This window comes from Leucobacter sp. UCD-THU (assembly GCF_000349545.1).
GTDB lineage: Bacteria > Actinomycetota > Actinomycetes > Actinomycetales > Microbacteriaceae > Leucobacter > Leucobacter muris.
Window position 1 is genome coordinate 134,591 of record NZ_KB714605.1, and the last position, 18,837, is coordinate 153,427.

The 18,837-nt window shown below is 72.7% G+C and carries 17 protein-coding genes and 1 riboswitch; of the genes, 2 read left to right on the forward strand and 15 right to left on the reverse strand.

Annotated features, from left to right (window positions below; translation table 11 throughout):
* Nucleotides 1-7 precede the first annotated feature (7 nt).
* The 10 genes from purN to H490_RS0116420 all read right to left on the reverse strand — a co-directional run bounded on the left by purN (nt 8) and on the right by H490_RS0116420 (nt 11,100).
* Nucleotides 8-625: a phosphoribosylglycinamide formyltransferase gene (gene purN / locus H490_RS30055; RefSeq protein ID WP_017885238.1), complete on the reverse strand. Its 618-nt coding sequence runs from the start codon at nt 623-625 to the stop codon at nt 8-10.
* Nucleotides 626-845: 220 nt separating this feature from the next.
* Nucleotides 846-1,385 carry a hypothetical protein gene (locus H490_RS30060; RefSeq protein ID WP_017885239.1) on the reverse strand — a complete coding sequence of 180 codons (540 nt, stop codon included), beginning with the start codon at nt 1,383-1,385 and terminating at the stop codon, nt 846-848.
* Nucleotides 1,385-3,130, reverse strand: coding sequence for an ABC transporter permease (locus H490_RS30065; RefSeq protein ID WP_017885240.1), 1,746 nt, complete (start codon nt 3,128-3,130; stop codon nt 1,385-1,387). Before H490_RS30065 ends, H490_RS30060 begins: the two co-directional genes overlap by 1 nt.
* A gap of 67 nt (nt 3,131-3,197) precedes the next feature.
* Nucleotides 3,198-4,310, reverse strand: coding sequence for a thiamine ABC transporter substrate-binding protein (locus tag H490_RS30070; RefSeq protein ID WP_017885241.1), 1,113 nt, complete (start codon nt 4,308-4,310; stop codon nt 3,198-3,200).
* Nucleotides 4,305-4,414: riboswitch (TPP riboswitch) on the reverse strand. Its footprint overlaps the gene before it by 6 nt.
* Before the next feature lie 38 nt (nt 4,415-4,452).
* Nucleotides 4,453-6,306 (reverse strand): DUF6350 family protein, encoded by a 1,854-nt coding sequence (locus H490_RS30075; protein ID WP_152424348.1) that lies wholly within the window; start codon nt 6,304-6,306, stop codon nt 4,453-4,455.
* A 39-nt stretch (nt 6,307-6,345) separates the two neighbouring features.
* Nucleotides 6,346-7,140, reverse strand: a complete 795-nt coding sequence (locus tag H490_RS30080) for an ABC transporter ATP-binding protein (RefSeq protein ID WP_017885243.1) — start codon at nt 7,138-7,140, stop codon at nt 6,346-6,348.
* Entirely contained in the window at nt 7,137-7,964 is an 828-nt protein-coding gene (locus tag H490_RS30085) for an ABC transporter permease (RefSeq protein WP_017885244.1), read from the reverse strand. Before H490_RS30085 ends, H490_RS30080 begins: the two co-directional genes overlap by 4 nt.
* 11 nt (nt 7,965-7,975) lie before the next feature.
* Nucleotides 7,976-8,983 (reverse strand): aliphatic sulfonate ABC transporter substrate-binding protein, encoded by a 1,008-nt coding sequence (locus H490_RS30090; RefSeq protein ID WP_017885245.1) that lies wholly within the window; start codon nt 8,981-8,983, stop codon nt 7,976-7,978.
* Nucleotides 8,984-9,091: 108 nt separating this feature from the next.
* Nucleotides 9,092-9,772, reverse strand: a complete 681-nt coding sequence (locus H490_RS30095; protein ID WP_152424361.1) for a response regulator transcription factor — start codon at nt 9,770-9,772, stop codon at nt 9,092-9,094.
* An 89-nt stretch (nt 9,773-9,861) separates the two neighbouring features.
* Nucleotides 9,862-11,100: a sensor histidine kinase gene (locus H490_RS0116420; RefSeq protein WP_017885247.1), complete on the reverse strand. Its 1,239-nt coding sequence runs from the start codon at nt 11,098-11,100 to the stop codon at nt 9,862-9,864.
* Nucleotides 11,101-11,207: 107 nt separating this feature from the next.
* On the opposite strand from H490_RS0116420, the gene H490_RS30100 reads away from it, so the two are divergent.
* Entirely contained in the window at nt 11,208-11,990 is a 783-nt protein-coding gene (locus tag H490_RS30100; RefSeq protein ID WP_017885248.1) for a GAP family protein, read from the forward strand.
* Between the two features lie 18 nt (nt 11,991-12,008).
* Here the strand turns inward: H490_RS30100 and H490_RS30105 are convergent, their stop codons facing one another.
* A complete protein-coding gene (locus H490_RS30105; protein ID WP_017885249.1) occupies nt 12,009-13,058 on the reverse strand; it encodes a hypothetical protein in 1,050 nt (349 codons plus the stop codon).
* 110 nt (nt 13,059-13,168) lie between these two features.
* Here H490_RS30105 and H490_RS30110 point away from each other — a divergent pair, with 110 nt between their 5' ends.
* The gene (locus tag H490_RS30110; RefSeq protein ID WP_017885250.1) at nt 13,169-14,185 is read left to right on the forward strand and encodes an epimerase; all 1,017 of its coding nucleotides are present in this window, start codon (nt 13,169-13,171) and stop codon (nt 14,183-14,185) included.
* Between the two features lie 221 nt (nt 14,186-14,406).
* Here H490_RS30110 and sucD read toward each other — a convergent pair whose 3' ends face one another.
* The 4 genes from sucD to H490_RS30130 all read right to left on the reverse strand — a co-directional run bounded on the left by sucD (nt 14,407) and on the right by H490_RS30130 (nt 18,632).
* The gene (gene sucD / locus H490_RS30115) at nt 14,407-15,309 is read right to left on the reverse strand and encodes a succinate--CoA ligase subunit alpha (protein WP_017885251.1); all 903 of its coding nucleotides are present in this window, start codon (nt 15,307-15,309) and stop codon (nt 14,407-14,409) included.
* A 42-nt stretch (nt 15,310-15,351) separates the two neighbouring features.
* The gene (sucC, locus tag H490_RS30120) at nt 15,352-16,518 is read right to left on the reverse strand and encodes an ADP-forming succinate--CoA ligase subunit beta (protein ID WP_017885252.1); all 1,167 of its coding nucleotides are present in this window, start codon (nt 16,516-16,518) and stop codon (nt 15,352-15,354) included.
* 118 nt (nt 16,519-16,636) lie between these two features.
* A complete protein-coding gene (locus H490_RS30125) occupies nt 16,637-17,662 on the reverse strand; it encodes a GGDEF domain-containing protein (RefSeq protein ID WP_017885253.1) in 1,026 nt (341 codons plus the stop codon).
* On the reverse strand, nt 17,655-18,632 hold the full coding sequence (locus H490_RS30130; protein WP_031290340.1) for a GGDEF domain-containing protein: 978 nt from the start codon (nt 18,630-18,632) through the stop codon (nt 17,655-17,657). The genes H490_RS30125 and H490_RS30130 overlap by 8 nt, the downstream gene beginning before the upstream one ends.
* Nucleotides 18,633-18,837: the final 205 nt, after the last annotated feature.

Here is an 18,837-nt window from a genome sequence, read left to right on the forward strand (position 1 = left end):
CTGCGGTCTAGGGGGCGGTTCGGGCGGCCTCGGCGAGGTCGAGCTCCCCGAGAGCGATGTCGCGCACGGTCTGCACGAGCAGGGGGCGCTCGAGCTGCTTGATGCGCTCGTGCAGCTCTTCCTCGGTCTCTCCGGCGCGGATCTCGACGCGGGCCTGTCTCAGCACGGGACCGGTGTCGACGCCCTCGTCGATGACGTGCACGGTGACGCCGGTCTCGGTCGCTCCGGCGGCGAGCGCGTCGCGCACGGCGTGGGCTCCGGGGTGGAGCGGCAGGAGGGCGGGGTGGGTGTTGATGAGGTGCGGCGAGAACTCGCGCACGAAGCCGGCGGGGAGGATGCGCATGAGGCCGGCGCTGACGACGAGGCCCGGCTCGGGCCCCGTGCCCACGCCGTGCTCCTGGATCGCGGCCGAGAGCATCTGCCCCCACTCGTCGCGGTCGTCGTAGTCGCGCGGCCGCACGACGAAGGTGGGCACGCCGGCGGCCTCGGCGTGGGCGAGGCCGGGGGCGTCGGTGTCTGATCCGACGCAGACGATGCGGGCGGGGAACTCGGGATCCGCCGCCGCGTCGAGCAGCGCCTGCAGGTTGCTGCCGCCGCCGGAGATCAGAACCGCAAGTTTCAGCACGCCCCCAGTCTACCCGGCGCGGCAGGCGCTGCTGAGCGGAGCGGACGGGCTCGGAGGCTGCGCGACCGCCGTCCTCGCCGGGCGCCCGTACCGAGTTTCGGATCTCTTCCCTGTTTCGGATGAGACTCCCCGGTCTCCTCCGAAACAGGGGAGAGATCCGAGGCGACGAACCGCGCGGAGGGGCGAGTTGCACGGGAGGGGCGAGGCGGAACGGGCTTCGTCAGACCCGCAGCACCTCGTCGGCGAGGCGCCACGGCTCGTGCGCGGCGTAGAGCGCGTCCTCCTGAGCGGCCCAGCGGTCCCAGTGGGGCGCGTAGCTCTCGCCGTCGCGGGCCAGGGCCCGGGACCGCCGGAGCTCATCCGGGCAGTCGAGCCAGAGGCTGCGCACGAGCGCCCCCTCCCCCGCGGCCCGCGACGCCCAGCGCCGCGCGGCAGCGAGGTTGTCGATCGTGATCGCGCCGCAGCCCTCGATCACGAGCGGCGCGCGGGGCTCGATCCGATGTGCTTCCGCGAAGGCGTCGGCGTACCAGTCGTAGCGCCGGTAGCGCCCGCGATCGAGCACGTCGGCGACGGCCAGGGATCCCTCGGCGAGGCCGTCCCACCCCGGGTAGAGATCCTCGACCCGCAGCAGCTGCGGGTCGACCCCGGTCGCGCGGAACTCGCGAACGATGCGCGCGGCGAGCGACGTCTTGCCGGATCCCGAGCGCCCGTCGATGAGCAGCACGTCGAAGCACCCGCGGAGGCTCTGCCCGGCCCCCATCAGAACAGCTCCCCCTGCCGCTGGGCGCCGCGGCCGCCCCAGCGGCCGTCGACGCGCAGTCGCTCCGCCACGAGCATGATGACGGCGGTGAGCGTGCCGAGCACCACGGCGGCCGCGAGCCCCGCCCCGTAGCTGCCGGGCGCCTGGTGCCCGATGAGCTCGCCCACCGCGACCGGCAGCGTCTGCGCGCCCGGGCGCACGAGGAACGAGGTCGCACCGAACTCGCCGAGCGAAGCGGCGAACGAGAAGCCGAGCGCGAGCCCCGCGCTGCGGCCGAGCAGCGGCAGATCGATCGTGGCGAGCACCGTGACGGGGGTCGCGCCGAGCGTCGCCGCCGCGAAGCGGATCCGCTCGTCGATGCCGCGCAGCACCGGCAGCAGGATGCGCACCACGAGCGGCAGCGCGACGAGGGCCTGCGCGACCGGGATCAGCACGGCCGAGGTGCGCAGGTCGAAGCCGAGGCCGAGGGGGCGGTGCATCGTGATGAGCAGGCCGAAGCCGAGGGTCACCGCCGATACCCCGAGGGGCAGCATCACCAGCCCGTCGAACAGGCCCTGGGCGCGCCGCAGACCGGGCGCGCGCGGCTTGCGCGAGAGCACGAGCGCGAGCAGCATGCCGAGCAGCAGCGCGATCGCGGCGGCGACGGCCGCGATGCGGATCGAGAGCCCGATCGCGTGCGCGACCGGGGCGTCGAGCGGCAGCTCGGCGGGGGGCCGCACGAGTGCGGCGTAGTGGGCGATGGTCCAGCCGCCGCCTCCGTCGCGCAGCGATCGGAGCACGAGGGTGAGCAGCGGCACGGCGTGCAGCAGCAGCGCGGTGAGCGAGAAGACGAGGATCGCGGGCAGATCGACGAGGCCCGGCCGCTTCTCGCGCGGGGCGTCCTCGCGCAGCTCCACGGCCCGCTCGCCCGCCCGCCGCAGCCGCGCCGACACCACGAGCGTCGCGCCCACGATGACGAACTGCGCGAGCGAGAGCACTGCCGCCCCCCGCAGGTCGAGGAACTGCACCGTGAGGCGGTAGATCTCGGTCTCGACGTTCGAGAACTCGCGCCCGCCGAGGATCAGCACGATGCCGAACGAGGTCGAGCAGAAGAGGAAGACGAGGGCCGCCGCCGAGGCGAGGGCGGGGGCGAGGGCCGGCAGGGTGACGGTGAGCCAGGCGCGGATGCGCCCCGCTCCCATCACCCGGGCGGCCATCGCGGAGCTGTCGTCGAGCCGGGCCCAGAAGCTGCCGACAGTGCGGGCGACGACGGCGACGTTCGGGAACACGAGGGCGAGCACCAGCACCGTGAGCGTGCGGTCGAGGCCCATCCATTCGAGCGGCCCGGCCGGTCCGAAGAGTGCGCTGAAGGCGACGCCCACCACCACGGTGGGCAGCACGAACGGCACGGTCATGAGCCCGTGCAGCAGCGTGCGGCCGGGGAACTCGAGCTTGTAGAGCACGTACGCCGCGGGCACCCCGAGCACGACGGCGAGCGCCGCGGCGAGCCCCGCCTGCAGCAGGGTCTGGCCGATGACCCGCCAGGTGCGGGCGGCGCCGAACACCTCGGGCACGGCACCGAAGTCGGGCCGGCCGTCGTCGGTGAAGCCGGTGGCGACGAGCGAGAGCACGGGCCACAGGAAGAAGACGAAGAGGAAGGCGAGCGGCAGCGCCGTCGCGAGCGTCCACCCCGCGACGGCCCACGCGCCCGTGCCGGATGCGGGGCGCCGGACCCGCTTCGCCCCGCGCGGCCCGCTCTCCGTCATCCCGCCCGACGGAGGAGTCGCGGGCTCCCGCGACTCGCTCCGCTCGCGCGGGATGACGGGGGGCATGTCAGAGGCCGATCGTATCGCCCAGGGTCTTCAGCCAGCCCTCGCGCCCGCGCTCGATCTCGTCGGGGGCGAGGTCGTGGGTCTGATCCGCTGCGGGCTCGGGGGCGAACTTCGCCCACGCCTCGGGCATCTCGACCGAGGCGTCGACGGGGCTCATGTACATGGCGTCGGGGATCGTCTGCTGGAACTCGTGCGACACGAGGTAGTCGACGACGGCCTTCGCGCCCGCCTCGTTGGCGGCGCCCTTCAGCACACCGGCGTACTCGACCTGGCGGGTGCAGGTGTCGAGCAGCGCGCGGGTACTGCTCTCGGTGGCATCTTCGTTCACGGTGAACGCCGGCGACGACGCGTAGGAGACGACGATCGGCTTGGTGCCACCCTCGCCGCCCTGCGTGAACTGGCCGTAGTAGGCATCGCTCCAACCCTGCTCGATGCGCGCGCCGTTGTCGGTGAGGCTCTTCCAGTAGTCGGCGAAGCCGTCCTCGCCGAACGCCGCGACGGTGCCCACGAGGAAGGAGGCGCCCGTCGACGAGGCGGTCGGGTCGAGCAGCGCGGTGAGGCCCTGGTACTCGGGCTTCGCGAGATCCTCGTACGTGGCGGGCTCCGCGAGCCCCTGCTCGGCGAACCAGGCCGGATCGATGTTGATGCAGGTGGCGCCGTGGTCGACGGGCGTGAGCGCGAACCCGGCATCCGCATGCTCGCCCTCGAGGATCGCGTACGGGATCCCGCTCTCGGGGAACTCGGCGGGGCGGTAGGCCAGGGCCACGTCGTTCTCGACGAGTCGCGAGGCGAAGATGTTGTCGACGCCGAAGAACGCGTCGGCGATGGGGGCGCCCGCGGTGAGCACGAGCTTGTTGGTGAGCTCGCCGCCGTCGCCGGCCGAGATCACCTCGACGTCGTATCCGGTCGCGGCGCTCGCGGCCTCGGCGAACTCCTCGTTCGGGAACGAGTCGTGCACGACGAGCGTGACCGTATCGGTCTCGGCCGGGGCGTCGCCGGGGGCCGACCCCGAGCAGCCGGTCAGCGCGAGACCGCAGACCGCGGTGAGCGCGACGACGGGGGCCGCTGCGCGACGGGCGCGGGCGGCGAATGTGGACGTGGGTGCGGGCGTCATTGAAGGCTTCCTTCCTCCGCTGGAATGAACCAGATCAGGTTGAACGGTCGGAGCTCGCGTGCTCCCTCTCAGCCCCGCGCGTCGGGACTCCCGTGGATTGCATCTCCAGCTTAGAGCATGCGCGCACGCTCCGAGACCACGCCTAGCGCTTGCGACGGCCCCAGCGGCGGGTCGGGCGCGGAGGCTCGGGATCGCCCGCCCCCGTCTGTCGTTCGTCCCAGGAGTAGGCGCGCAGCAGCGCCTCGGTGTCATGGGGGTCGCCGTTATCAGCGTCGTGGGCGTCGGCATCTCCGGTCTCGGCGGGGCCCGCGTCGGCGCCGTCCCCCTCGGCGGCCGGGCCGTCGACGGCGGCGCCTCCGGACGCGTCGGAGTCGTACCCCTCGGTGCCATACGCCTCGGTGCCATACGCCTCGGTGTCGAAGGCGTCGGCGTCGTACGCCTCCGTGTCGAAGGCGTCGGAGCCCGCGGCGTCGGCGAGCGCGGCGGAGCCCGCCGATCGCGTCGCGCCCTCGGGTTCGCGGGGCGCCCCCGGGTGAGGCGCGCGACCCGCCGAATCCACGAGCGCCGCGTCGGAGAGGTCGACGGTCTCGTCGTCGGAGCTCTCGCCCCCCGCCGCCCGCGCCGCGGATCGCCGGATGCCGCCGTCGAACCGGTCGAGCCCGTCGAGCACCGGCAGCCCCTCGGCAGCCCCGCGCGACCCCTCGCCGGCTCGAGGCGGCCGCACTCGCTCGTTCACGGCCTTCACGGCCTCGGGCAGCGCCGCCCTGATGCGCTGCAGGTCGATGCGGGCCGCGGAAACGCCGAGCAGCAGCCCACCGCCCAGCTCGGCGGCGGCGAGGCCGCCCGCGAGCCACGGATCGGCCCCGACCGTCTCGAGGCGCCCCGGGCCGAGCGAGCCGCTCGCGAGCCCGCACAGCGCCGCCACAGCGAGGCCCACGAGCGCTGCGGCCAGGACGGGCGTGACGAGGGCGGCGGTCCAGCTCGCGCGCCGCTGCTGCGGTCTGCGGGCGAAGAGCACCCCGACGGCGACGCCGACGAGCACCAGCGCGGCGGGGGCGAGCGCACCGAGGCCGCCCCAGCCCTGCGGGATCGCGCCGAAGAGCGGCAGGGCGGGCAGCGGCCCGAGCAGAGCTTCGAACGGGGTCGCCGAACTGCCGGCGCCCACCGAGAACCCGGCCCCTGTCACCCACGCGGCGCCCCAGATCAGCGCCACGGGCAGCAGCGCCAGCTGCACGAGGAACACGAGCGTCGAACCGAGCGGGTCGAGGTGCAGGCCCTGCGTCAGCGCGATCACGTGCGGGTAGCCCACCACGATCGCGGCCGACAGTGCGAGAGCGGCGATCCCGACGAGGGCCGCGAGCGAGGCGGCCGCGAGCCGCACGGTCTCGGCCGCGCGAGCGGGCAGCACCGCAGCCGCGCCGGAGGCGCCGATCCGCTCCACCCCGCGCTGCGCCGCACGCGTGCACGCACGCCACCAGCCGTGCTCGTCGCGCACCGCGCGCGCCGCGAACGCCGCCGTCGAGACGGCGCCGTAGCAGAGCGCCGGCACGAGCGCCGAGAGCCACAGCGGCCACACCGCGAGCGGGGCCGCCAGTGTGGCAGCCGCGAACGAGACGGCGCCGAAGCCCAGCGCACCGCCCAGCGCACCGGCGGCGCCGGAGCCGCCGCGCCCCCCGAAGCGCCAGCCGGCGCGGGCCGCGAGCGCCGCCGTGAGCACGGTGACCCCGAGCGGGGCGAGCGAGAGCACGACCGCGATCGGTTCGGGGGCGAGGCCGAGGCCCAGCGCCGTCTGCGCGTCGATCTCGAACTGCATCGGCACCCAGTGGGCCAGCAGCCAGACGCCAGCGATCCCGGCCATCACCGCTGCCGGCTCCGCTGCGAGCCCGAACACGACCATCCACAGCAGCAGCGCGGGTACCGCGACCACCGCGAACCCGGCGAAGGCGACGGCCGCCGCCTCGATCGCGGCGACCACGGCGGTGACTATGGCTCTCATCGCCAGCAGCTTACTCCGCTTCCCGGAGGCGCCGCCGCTTCACCCGGCGTGAGGCGCGTCGCGGATGAGCCCGAGAATGCCGTCGCTCAGCCCCTGGAACTCGGGGGTGCGCTCCGAGGCGAGCGTGCGCGGGCGCGGGATCGGCACGTCGACGATGCGCCGCACCCGACCCGGGCGCGGGCTCATCACGACCACGCGGTCGCTCGTCACCACGGCCTCGTCGATGTCGTGGGTGACGAGCAGCACCGTCAGCCGATGCTGCTCCCACACCTCGAGCAGCAGTTCCTGCATGGTGCGCCGGGTCAGCGCGTCGAGCGCGCCGAACGGTTCGTCCATGAGCAGCATGTCGGGCCCGTAGCTGAGCGAGCGGGCCAGCGCCACGCGCTGCTGCATGCCACCGGACAACTGCGCCGGATAGGAGCGCTCGAACCCCTCGAGTCCCACCAGCCCCAGGAACTCACGAGCCCGATCCGCCCGGTCGCCGCGCGTCAACCCCGGTTCCCCGCGCAGCGCGAACTCCACGTTCTGCTGCACCGTCAGCCACGGCATGAGCGTCGCCTGCTGGAACACGACCCCGCGATCCCGACCCGGCCCCGCGACCTCGCGGCCGCTCACCTCGATCGTGCCCGCGCTCGGCTCTTCGAGACCCGCGACCAGCGAGAGCAGCGTCGACTTGCCGCAGCCCGACGCCCCCACGATCGAGACGAACTCGTTCTCGCCCACCTCGAGATCGACGCCCTCGAGCGCCGTCACCGCCCGGTCGCCGCTGCCGAAGCGCTTCACCAGGCCGCTGATGCGCAGCTTGGGGGCCGCCGCCCGATCCTGCCCGCTCATGCCCGGCCCTCCTGATACGCGAACATGCGGCGCCCGGCGGCGCGCATCACCTGGTCGAGCACGAGGCCGAGCAGCCCCAGCACGAACACGTAGCCGATGATGAGGTCCGTCTGGAAGAAGCGCTGCGCCACCGTGATCCGGAAGCCCATGCCGCTCGACGCGGCCACCAGCTCGGCCACCACCAGCCACGTCCACGCCCAGCCGAGCGTGATCCGCAGCGCATCCCAGATGCGCGGCATCGCCGACGGCACCACGATGCGGATCAGCAGCTGCGCCCAGCTCAGCCCGAGCGTCTCCCCCAGGCTCACGAGGTTGCGGGGCGTGCGCCGCACCGCGTCGGCCACCATCAGCACCTGCTGGAAGAAGGTGCCCATCCAGATGATGAGGAACTTCTGGCTCTCCTCGATGCCCACCCACACGATCGTGAGCGGCACGAAGGCGACCACCGGCATGTAGCGGATGAAGTCCATGAGCGGCTCGAGCGCCGCTTCGGCGCGCGCGTTCACACCCATCAGCGTGCCGATCGGCACCGCCATCAGCGTGGCGATGACGAAGCCCATCAGGATGCGGAACGAGCTGATGCCGATGTCGGCCCACAGCTCGCCGTTCGCCGCCTGCTCGGCGAGGGCCCCGAGCACCGCCCCCGGCCCGGGCAGGAACATGGGGTCGGCGAGTCCCGTCGCGCTCGCGAGCGTCCACACGACGATGAGCACCACGAACGTGCCGACGGCGGTCGCCAGATAGGCGGGCCTGCCGAGCGTGCGGCCGATGCGGGCGCGGCGACGGGGGCGCCGCGCGGCGGAGGCTGAGTCGTTGCGGGACATGCCTGGCCGGGTTACTCTCCGAGGAAGTCGGTGCGGATCGTGCTGCCCGCGTCGACGTCGCCCGAGATGAGGCCGATGCGCTGCGCGACCTCGACGAGGGCGGGCAGCGTCTGCGCGACGTAGTCGCCGTTCAGCAGCTCGCGGTTCTCGGCGAGCGTGTAGAAGTGCACGCCGTCGAACGCGGTCTCGAGGTCGGCGACATCCGAGCCGACGCCCGCCGCGATGACGGCGCGGGCCTCGTCGGTGTGCTCGCCGTAGAAGGCCACGGCGTCGTCCCATGCCGCGAGCACCTCGGTCACCTCGTCGGGGCGCTGCTCGAGCACGTCGTTGCGCACCACGAGCACGTCGGTGATGAGGCCGGGGTACTCGCCCGCGGTCGCGACGGTGCCGACGCCCTGCCCGGCTCCGAGGGCCTCGCTGATGTAGGGCTCGTAGGTGACGCCGGCATCCACCCGCCCGGCGAGCAGGATCGGGGCGACCTGGTCGGCCGATGACTCGACCACCTCGATGTCGTCGAAGCTCATGCCGGCCTCGTCGAGTGCCTCGGCGAGCAGGATCTCGCTCGTCGCGCCCCGCTCGAACGCGACCTTCTTGCCCGCGAGGTCGGCGACGTCGGCGATGCCCTCGCCCGCGAGGATCGCGTCGGCCTCGGTGGCCGAGTCGAGCAGCAGCACGATCGACACGTCGACACCCTGCTCGATGAACTGCAGCGCGGCCTGCGCACCCACGTTGGCCATGTCGAGGCGGCCGGCGGCGAGCGCGGCGTTCACGTCGGCGTCGGCGTTGAAGCTCGACAGCTCCACGTCGACGCCGCGGTCGTCGAAGAAGCCTTGATCGTCGGCGACGTACCACTGGCCGTAGCCGAGCCACGGCTGGGTGCCCATGCGGATCGTCTCGCCGGCGGCGCCCTGCTGCCCGGACTCGGTCGACGCCCCGCCGGCGCATCCGGTGAGGCCGAGGGCGAGGACGGCGGTGGCTGCGGCGGTGACTGAGAACGAGCGGAGCAGACGGCTGGTCACGGGGGTCCTTTCAGGGGATGCCGTGCGACCGAGGCCGCGGATCGGCTGACGAGACGCCGGGATCGGCGCGAGCGCGCGGCTCTGCCCGCGCAACCCCACTATTCTACGTCAGCGTTCGCGCACGGATCCGCCGCCGCTCGCGCGGCGCTCGGGGCGAGGGTCGTCGGTGGCCCCGACCCCGGCATCGAGCTGCGCGTCTCGCGCGAGCGCCGCCGCGTGCGCGCGGTTCTCGGCGCCGAGCTTGACCAGGATGCTCGAGACGTGGGTCTTGACGGTCGGCACCGAGATGCCGAGTCGGGCCGCGATGCCCGCGTTCGAGCGGCCCGCGCGCATCGCGTCGAGCACCTGCCGCTCTCGAGCCGTGAGCTGTTCGAGGCCCGGCAGCGGCGCCGGCGCGGTCGCCTGCGGCGCCTGCGCGAGTGCGGCGAGCGCGCGGCGGGTCACGCGGGGGTCGAGCACGCCCTCCCCGGCGGCAACTCGTCGCACCGCGTCGACGAGCGGGGCCGCCTCGGTGGTCTTCAGCAGGAAGCCCGCGGCACCCGCTCGGATGGCCGCGAGCACCAGTTCGTCCTCGTCGAAGCTCGTGAGCACCAGCACCTCGGCGCTGCCGTCGGCGACGATGCGACGGGTGGCCTCGACGCCGTCGACGCCCGGCATGCGCAGGTCCATGAGCACGACGTCGGGGCGCAGCGCGGCCGCGTTGCGGATCGCGGCCGCTCCGTCACCGGCCTCGCCCACCACGGTCACGCCGTGGGTCTCGAGGATCATGCGGAGGCCCTCGCGGATCATGCCGTGGTCGTCGGCGAGCAGCACACTCGGAGGCGTCTGCCCGGCTCCGCCGAGCCCCGCCGCCGCAGCCCGCTCACCGCCCGCCGCGTTCACGCCGCCCCCTCCTCGGGCAGTCGCGCGCACGCCCCCTCCTGCTCGGGCAGTCGCGCGCGCACCGCCCACACGCCGGCGCCCTCCGGCCCGGCGAACAGCTCGCCGCCGAGCGCGCGCACGCGCTCCCGCAGCAGTTCGAGCCCCATGCCGCTGCCCGCGAGCGCGGGGCTGGCGAGGGCGGAGCCGCCGCGCGAGACCACGTTGACGCGCACCTCGCCCTCGCCCCTCGACAGCCGCACGTCGACATCGGCGCCCGACGAGTGGCGCACGCTGTTCGCGAGCGCCTCGCGCACCACGCTGCCCACGGCCTGATCGAGCTGCGCGGGCAGCCCGCCGCCTCCCTCGTCGTTGAGCGTCGCGGCGACCCCCGAGCCGTTCGCGGCCTCGACCAGCCCGGGCAGGCCGGCCCGGCCGGGCGGCAGCTGGAAGTCGCTCTCGCCCGACCGCAGCACCTGAATCATGGTGCGCAGCGCGCCGTGGGCCTCGAGGCTCGCGTCGCGCATCGCCCGCAGGGCCCGCCGCTCCTGCGTCTCCTCGGCGTCGCCCGTCTGCAGACCGAGCGCGGCCTCGCTGCGGATCGCGATCGCGGAGATGTGCCCCGCGACCACGTCGTGCAGCTCGCGGGCCATGCGATCCCTCTCCCCCTGCACCGCGGCGGTGCGGTCGAGCGCTGCGAGCCGGGCCGTGTCGTCGGCGCGCTGCCGGTAGAGCGCGACCAGCTCCCGCGACTGCGCCACCGAGTTCGCGTACCAGTACGTCAGCCCGGCGAGCCCCACGAACTGGATGCCCACCATCACCGCTTCGCGCGGGTCGTCGGCGAGCGCGAGGGCGCTCACCACGAGCGCGAGCGTGCTCACGATCATCACCCAGAGCATGCGCCTGCGCCGGGCCGGGGCGAGCCGCACCGTGCGCGCGTGGAAGAGCTCGAGCAGCACGAGCAGCGGCACGAGCCCACCGACGGTGAGCAGGTCGGCGACGAAGACGATCGCGGCGGCGACGAGCCCCGCCAGCGGCGCGCGGCGCCTCAGCAGCACGAGCGCGCAGGCGGGCGCAGCCGTCGCCAGCCCCCACCACGGCGATACCCGGTCCGGCAGCAGCGAGAACATGCTCCACAGCCCCGACCACCCGAGCGCCGCGAGCACGATCGCGAGCAGCAGGTAGCTGCCCGCGAGCGCCGCCGGCCGATCGGCGAGCGCTCGGAACACACCGCGGGGCCGCTCCGTCTCAGTGATCATGCTCCCATCCAAGCAGCAGCCTCGGACATTCGTCTCCGACCAAAGGATGAGACCGCATCCTGCTTTCCGCCGATGCGCGCGCGGGGCGCAGCCGCGAGAGTGGCGGCATGCTCGTCACCGCCCAGCTCCCGATCCTCGCCGATGTCCCGCTGCCCCTCGCCCTCGCGCTGCTCGCCCTGCTCGACGGGCTCAGCGTCGGCACCCTGCTGATCCCGCTGTTCCTCCTCATCGCGCCGGGGCGGCCCCGGATCGCCCGCGTGCTGCTGTACCTCGGCACGATCACGCTGTTCTACCTCGCGATCGGCGTGCTCTTCACACTGGGGCTCGTCAACGTCATCGACGCGGGCCGCGATTTCCTCGGCTCGACGCTCGGCCGGGTCGTGCTGCTGGTGGGCGGGCTCGCGCTGCTCGCGAGCGGCATCGCGATCGGAGTGTCGGACGCGCGCAAGCGGAAAGCCGCGGCGCTCTCGGACGGTAGCCCGGCGGCGCAGACGAGCGGGCGGATCCTGCGCTGGCGCGACCGTCTGCTCGCCGACGGCACGAGTCGCGCCGCGGTCGTGAGCGTCGCCCTCGCCGCGGGCCTCGCCGAGGTGGCGGGCATGCTCCCCTACCTCATCGGCATGACGATGCTGGCCGACGCCCCCATCGGCATGCCCGCCCGCTTCGCGATGCTCGCGGGCTACTGCATCGTGATGATCCTGCCCGCCCTGATCCTGCTGGCGGCGCGCGTGCTCGCCGCCCGCGCCGTCGAACGGCCGCTGCACCGCCTCACCGGGTGGATGCAGCGCACGGGCGCCGAGAACACGGCATGGATCCTCGGCATCATCGGCTTCCTGCTCGCCCGATCCGGCGCCACGCAGCTCGGGATCGACCTGCCGATCATCGGCTGAGCGTCGGCTCGGCCCGGCCTACCAGGCGGTCGCGACCGCCCGGTGCGTCTCGAACAGCGGGATCGTGGTTCCCTCCGGGGCGCGGCCGAAACCGCACTCGGTGGCGACGCCGAAGGGTCGCGCCACGTGCTGCTGCGCGGCCGCGATGCGACGCTCGGCGCCCTCCGCGCCGTCCTCGCGGTGCACGAGGCCGAGGTAGAGCTCGGTCTGCTGCGGGATCGCGAGCCCCGCGAGCGCCGCGAAGTAGTCGGCGTCGTCGCGCTCGATCGGCACCGGCAGGTGCAGCCAGGTGAGGGGGCGCTCGGCGGCCGCGACCACGAGATTCGCGAAGCGCACCAGATTCGCGGTGTCGCGCGGCTCGACGAAGTGCTTCTCGGCCACGTCGCCGTAGCACAGGTGCACGCCCACCTCGACATCGCCGGGCACCCGGTCGATCTGGCGGGCGAGCCGCTCGCTCGTGCCGGCCCAGACGTCGTCGAACCACTCGTAGGGCTGCCCCGTGAAGCTCGTCTGCTGCTCCAGCATCGCGAACTCCAGGGCCGCATCCCACTGGATCGCGAGCTCGTCGTGCGGGATCTCCACGAGGATGCGGTCGAGTTCGGCGGCGAGCGCGCGCTCGTAGACCGGCTCGAACTCGACGCGATCCGCCGCCCGCACGAAGCTGCCGACCACCCCGAGCGGCGTGGGCAGCGACACCTGGAAGCGGGTGCCGGCCGGGATCGCGCCCTCGCCCTTCAGCCGCGAGAAGACGGCGAACGACTCGAGCGCGGCGTCGGCGTAGCCGAGCGGCGGCAGGCTGAGATCGGCGGCGCGCACCCCCTCGGCGAGGCGCACCGGCCGCATATCGAGCATGCGCAGCGGGATCGGCTCGTCGCCGACGCGCTCGATGCCGTCGGTCGCGCCCAGACGGTCGGCCTGGAACACGATCCAGTGGAAGCGCTCCCCCACCTCGCCGTCCGGGATGCGCTTCAACCGGTCGCCGAGGTGCTCGGCGGCGGTGCGCATCGTGGTCTCGGCGTCGTCGAAGTTGATGCTGCCGACGAGGTGTGCTCCCTGGGGTTCGCTCATGCGGTCCAGTGTAGTGAGCGCGGGGCGCGCTTCTCACCGCGACGCCCGAGCCGGAGCACGATTCCGGCGCGCGGGCCGCGCGCCGCGTCGCCGCCTCGTAGGCTGGCCGCATGACCGCGCACGCGAACGCCCCCGGACCCGACTCCGACCGCGATCCCGAACCCGACCGCGGCCGCGTCGTCATCGGCGGCGCCGGGGGCTTCATGGGACGGTACCTCGCCGACCGCTCCCGCGGCGAGGGCCGCGAGGTCGTGACGATCGGGCGCTCCGGATCTGATCTGCACTGGGGAGACGAGCGAGGAATCGCCGCCGCCGTCGACGGCGCAGCCCTCGTGGTGGGGCTCGCGGGGAAGAGCGTGAACTGCCGATACACCCCCGCCAACCGGGCCGAGATCTTCCGCTCCCGCCTCGAGACCACCGCGGAGCTGTCGCGCGCCGTCGCCCGCGCGGCGGCGCCCCCGCCGCTGTGGGTCAACGCCGCGACCGCGACCGTCTACCGCCATGCCGAGGACCGGCCGATGACCGAACGGGACGGCGAGATCGGCGCGGGCTTCTCCGTGGACGTCGCGAAGACGTGGGAGCGCGCGCTCTTCCGCGACGAGCTGCCCGGCACGCGCAGAGTGGCGCTGCGCAGCGCCATCGTGCTCGGGCACGGCGGTGTGCTGGGTCCGCTGCGGCGCCTCGCCCGGCTCGGTCTGGGCGGCCCGCAGCACGACGGACCGTGGCCGGTGAGCCGCGCCCGCCGAGCCGCCGGCACCGCTCACGCGCGCGGCGCGGGCCGCGGCCGGCAGAGGTTCAGCTGGGTGCACATCGAGGACGTGGCGCGGGTCATCGACTTTCTCGAACGGCACCCCGAACTCGACGGCCCGATCAATGCGAGCTCCCCGCACCCCGTCGACAATCGGGAGTTCATGGCGACGGTACGACGCGTGCTCGGCGTGCGATTCGGGCCCCCGACGCCCCGCTGGGCGCTGGAGATCGGCGCGATCGGGATCCGCACGGAGACCGAGCTCGTGCTCAAGAGCCGGTGGGTGCTGCCGCAGCGACTCGCGGAGGCCGGCTTCGCGTTCGCCTACCCCGAGCTCGAGCCCGCGCTTCGCGAGGCGTTCGACCGCCCGCGGGGCTGAGGATCCGCCGGCTGCGTCTCCCGCGGGCGGATCAGTGCACCTCCATCCGCTTCCTCTTCGAAAGGCGGCTTTCGCATGCGGATCCGCGAATGCACCTGCGAAATTCGCCTCTCGGTGCCGAGCCGCGGCGACCGGCACCGACTCGCTTCGCAGTCGCCCGCAACGCACGAGGCTCCCATCCCCGACCGGATCGGGGATGGGAGCCTCGCAGATCGACGCGGTTACAGCGCGTTGAACACCTGCCGCAGCAGCTCGGCGGTCTCGGTGGGGGTCTTGCCCACCTTCACGCCGGCGGCCTCGAGAGCCTCCTTCTTCGCCTGGGCGGTACCGGCCGAGCCGGACACGATGGCGCCGGCGTGGCCCATGGTCTTGCCCTCCGGCGCGGTGAAGCCCGCGACGTAGCCGACGACCGGCTTCGTCACGTTGGCCTTGATGAACTCGGCCGCGCGCTCCTCGGCGTCGCCGCCGATCTCGCCGATCATCACGATCGCCTTCGTCTCCGGATCGGCCTCGAACGCCTCGAGAGCGTCGATGTGCGTCGTGCCGATGACGGGGTCTCCGCCGATGCCGATGGCGGTCGAGAAGCCCAGATCGCGCAGCTCGTACATCATCTGGTAGGTCAGGGTGCCCGACTTCGAGACGAGGCCGATGGGGCCCTTGCCCGTGATCGTCGCGGGCGTGATGCCGGCGAGCGCCTCGTCGGGCGTGATGATGCCGGGGCAGTTCGGGCCGATGATCCGGGTCTTGTTCCCGGTGGCCTTGGCGTGAGCCCACAGCTCGGCCGAGTCCTTGACGGGCACACCCTCGGTGATGATCACCAGCAGGCCGATGCCCGCGTCGATGGCCTCGACGGCGGCGTCCTTGGTGAAGGCCGGGGGCACGAAGGCGACCGACACGTCGGCCCCCGTCTTCTCCATGGCCTCCGCGACGGTGGCGAATACGGGCAGTTCGACGGTGGCGCCGTGCTGGTCGGTGTGCGTCACCGTGGTGCCGGCCTTGCGCGCGTTCACCCCGCCGACGATGTCGGTGCCCGACGCGAGCATGCGCGCGGTGTGCTTGGTGCCCTCGCCGCCCGTGATGCCCTGGACAATGACCTTGGAATCCTTGTTCAGGAAGATCGACATGGTGTTACTTCTTTCCTAGCGTCAGTGCAGTCTCGGAGCGGATCAGCGGGCGTTCGCCAGCTCGGCGGCCTTGTCGGCGCCCTCGTCCATGGTGGCGGCCAGCGTGACCAGCGGGTGCGCGGCGTCTTCGAGGATGCGGCGCCCCTCCTCGACGTTGTTGCCGTCGAGCCGCACGACGAGCGGCTTGTTGGCCGAGTCGCCCAGCTTCTGCAGCGCGCCCACGATGCCGTTGGCCACCGCGTCGCACGCGGTGATGCCGCCGAAGACGTTGACGAAGACCGACTTCACCTGCGGATCGCCGAGGATCACGTCGAGGCCGGCCGCCATCACCTCGGCCGAGGCGCCGCCGCCGATGTCCAGGAAGTTGGCGGGCTTCACACCGCCGTGGTTCTCACCCGCGTAGGCGACCACGTCGAGCGTCGACATCACGAGGCCCGCGCCGTTGCCGATCACGCCGACCTCGCCGTCGAGCTTCACGTAGTTGAGATCCTGGGCCTTGGCCTTCGCCTCCAGCGGATCCTCGGCCGCCTTGTCCTCGAGCGCCTCGTGCTCGGGGTGGCGGAAATCGGCGTTCGCGTCGAGCGACACCTTGCCGTCGAGCGCGATGATCTCGCCCCCACCGGTGAGCACCAGCGGGTTCACCTCGACCAGGGTGGCGTCCTCACCCGAGTACACCTCGTACAGCTTCTGGAAGACGGGAACGACCTTGCCGACGAGCTCCTCGGGGAACTTCGCGGCGCGGGCGATCTCCTCGGCCTTCGCGGCGTCGATACCGACGATCGGGTCGACCTCGATGCGCGCGAGCGCCTCCGGCTTCTCGACCGCCAGCTGCTCGATCTCCATGCCGCCCTCGACCGAGCACAGCGAGAGGTACGAGCGGTTGGCGCGATCCAGCAGCACGGAGAAGTAGAACTCCTGCTTGATATCGGCTCCGGCGGCGACCATCACGCGCTTCACCACGTGCCCCTTGATGTCGAGACCGAGGATGGACTGCGCCGCCTCGAACGCCTCGTCGGGGTTCTTGGCGACCTTCACGCCGCCGGCCTTGCCGCGACCGCCGGTCTTCACCTGAGCCTTGACCACGACCACGCCGCCGAGCTTCTCGGCCGCGGCGCGCGCCTCCTCCGGCGTATCCGCGATGACGCCGGCAAGCACCGGCACCCCGTATCGCTCGAAAAGGTCTCGTGCCTGGTACTCGTACAGATCCACGTACTGTCCTTTGCTTGGAGTCTTAGGTGTCCGAGGCAGAAAAATGTCTCGACGTCGAGATAAGTCGACCAGTCGCAGAGTCTATCACCGCGACATGGACGCATCCCGGCCCGCGGGCTCAGCGCGAGAGCCCGGCGCCGCGGCCGCGGTAGAGCTCGCCGTCGGCTCGCGCGATCGCATCGTCCAGTTCCTCGCCGGTCTGCACCGCCACCACTCCCCACGACCAGGAGAACGACGACTCCTCGTGCGCACGGTGCAGCCTCTCCTCGAGCTCCGCCGCGCCGGTTCGCGCCACGAGCGCGAACTCATCGCCCCCGAGCCGCACCACGAACCCGCCGCCACGGCCCGCGCTGCCGCGCATACCGACCATCGCCGACCACCCGCGCGCCGACTCGCGCAGGGCGGCGTCGCCGGCGGCGTGGCCCCCGGCGTCGTTCACCCGCTTGAAGTTGTCGAAGTCGACCACCGCGACCGCCAGCGGCTCCTCGGTGCGCCGGGCCCGCCGCACCGCGCGCGGGCCCGCCTCGGCGAGCCCGCGGCGGTTCAGCGCCCCCGTCAACGGATCGGTGTTCGCCTGCGCGAAGAGCTGACGCCGCACCGCGCGGGCCCCCTCGAAGCAGAACAGCATGATGATCACCGCATAGCCGATCATGATGACCGGTGACCCGATCCCGCTGCCCATCTCCGGATGCCAGATCAGCGTGCTCCACACCCTCGCCATGCTCAGCACGATGAACGTCCACGCGATGACGGTCGGATAGAACCACGCCACGTACAGCGCCACGAGCGGCAACTCGAGCAGCGCGTTGATCTCGGTATGGCTGTGGCGGGAGAACAGCATGAAGTAGCTCGACCAGGCCTCCATCCCCGCGACCACGACGAGACCGGCCCACAGCGGGTAGCGTCTGCCGAGCACGAGGGGGATCACCGTCAGCACGAGGTACACGATCAGCCAGACCACCACCATGCGCCGCTCGATGTGCGGATGCCCGATCAGCAGATCGGAGGCGAACACGACCACGAGCATCAGCGGGATCAGCGCGCTCACCGTCGAGAACGGCGTCTGCCATCGCACGAAGCGACGCAGCAGCGCCCGCGCGCGTTCCAGGTCCCCCGCCACCGCATCGGTCAGCAGCCTATCCATCGCTTCGCACCCGCCGCCCCGGCCGCGCCAGCTTCTCGCGGTACAGCCCCCGGTCCGCGCGTGCGAGCATCGAATCGGGGGTGTCTCCGATCCCCGACTGCGAGATCCCCGCCGACCACGGGTAGGGCGAAGCCCTCTTCAAGCGCTCCACGATGGCGCGGGCTCCCTCGACCTTCACGTGCGGCAGCAGCAGCGCGAACTCGTCGCCGCCGATCCGGCCGATCACGTCGCCCGTCCGCAACTCATCGCGCCACACGGCGGTCGTGTCGAACAGCGCCGCATCGCCGGCGGCATGACCCCTGCTGTCGTTGAGATGCTTGAAGTCGTCGAAGTCGATGAGCACGAGGCAGAACGGATCCCGTCGCGTCGACCTGCGCTGCAGCCGCTGCGCCACCCGGTCCACCAGCGCCTGCCGGTGGTAGGCCCCCGTCAGCGGATCGATCGTCGCGGCGTGGGCCTGCCGGCGCCACAGGTACATGCCCGCCCCGAAGCAGAAGAGCAGCGCCAGCAGGGCGTGCACGCCGACCGGGGCGCCGATGATGCCGTCGGCCCAGAGCAGCGGGTTCGTCCACATCGTCGCACCGAAGACCAGGAGGCAGACGACGATCAACGCTACCGCGAGCCGCGGCCGCACGAACCACCCCAGGTAGAACGCGACCACCGGCAGCTGCTGCACCGACGAGATGACCGACTGCGGATCATCGGGGAGGCTGAGGTAGTAGGTCTCGGCGACGATGAAGATCAGCACGCTCAGGATGCCGATCCAGCGGGGCACCTGCCTGCCGAAGGCGATCACCACGCACCCGCCCACCACGCAGAACATCAGCAGCGCCCAGGTGAGGGGCGGGTTGATCATGTCTTTGTGGAACACCACGTCGACCAGCAGCGTGAGGCCGAGCAGAAACGCCGCTGAGGCGAGGTACAGGGAGTGGGCGTCCTGCCGCCGAATGAGCGCAGCCAACCGCCCCATGGCTCCCCCTTCCCCGCGTTTCCCCTCACCGTTCGCCGCCCTGACGGTTTCTGACAGGGTACACACGCATCCTTGTGGAGCCCCCCTGACTTCACCCTGCGCTTCACCCTCTCGGCCACGGGGCTCCCAGCCTCGGCCGGTATGCTGAGGGAGCTGCAGCCAGCGGGGGTCTCTGCGCCGCAAGGCGCCAGACCTCTCCGGCGGC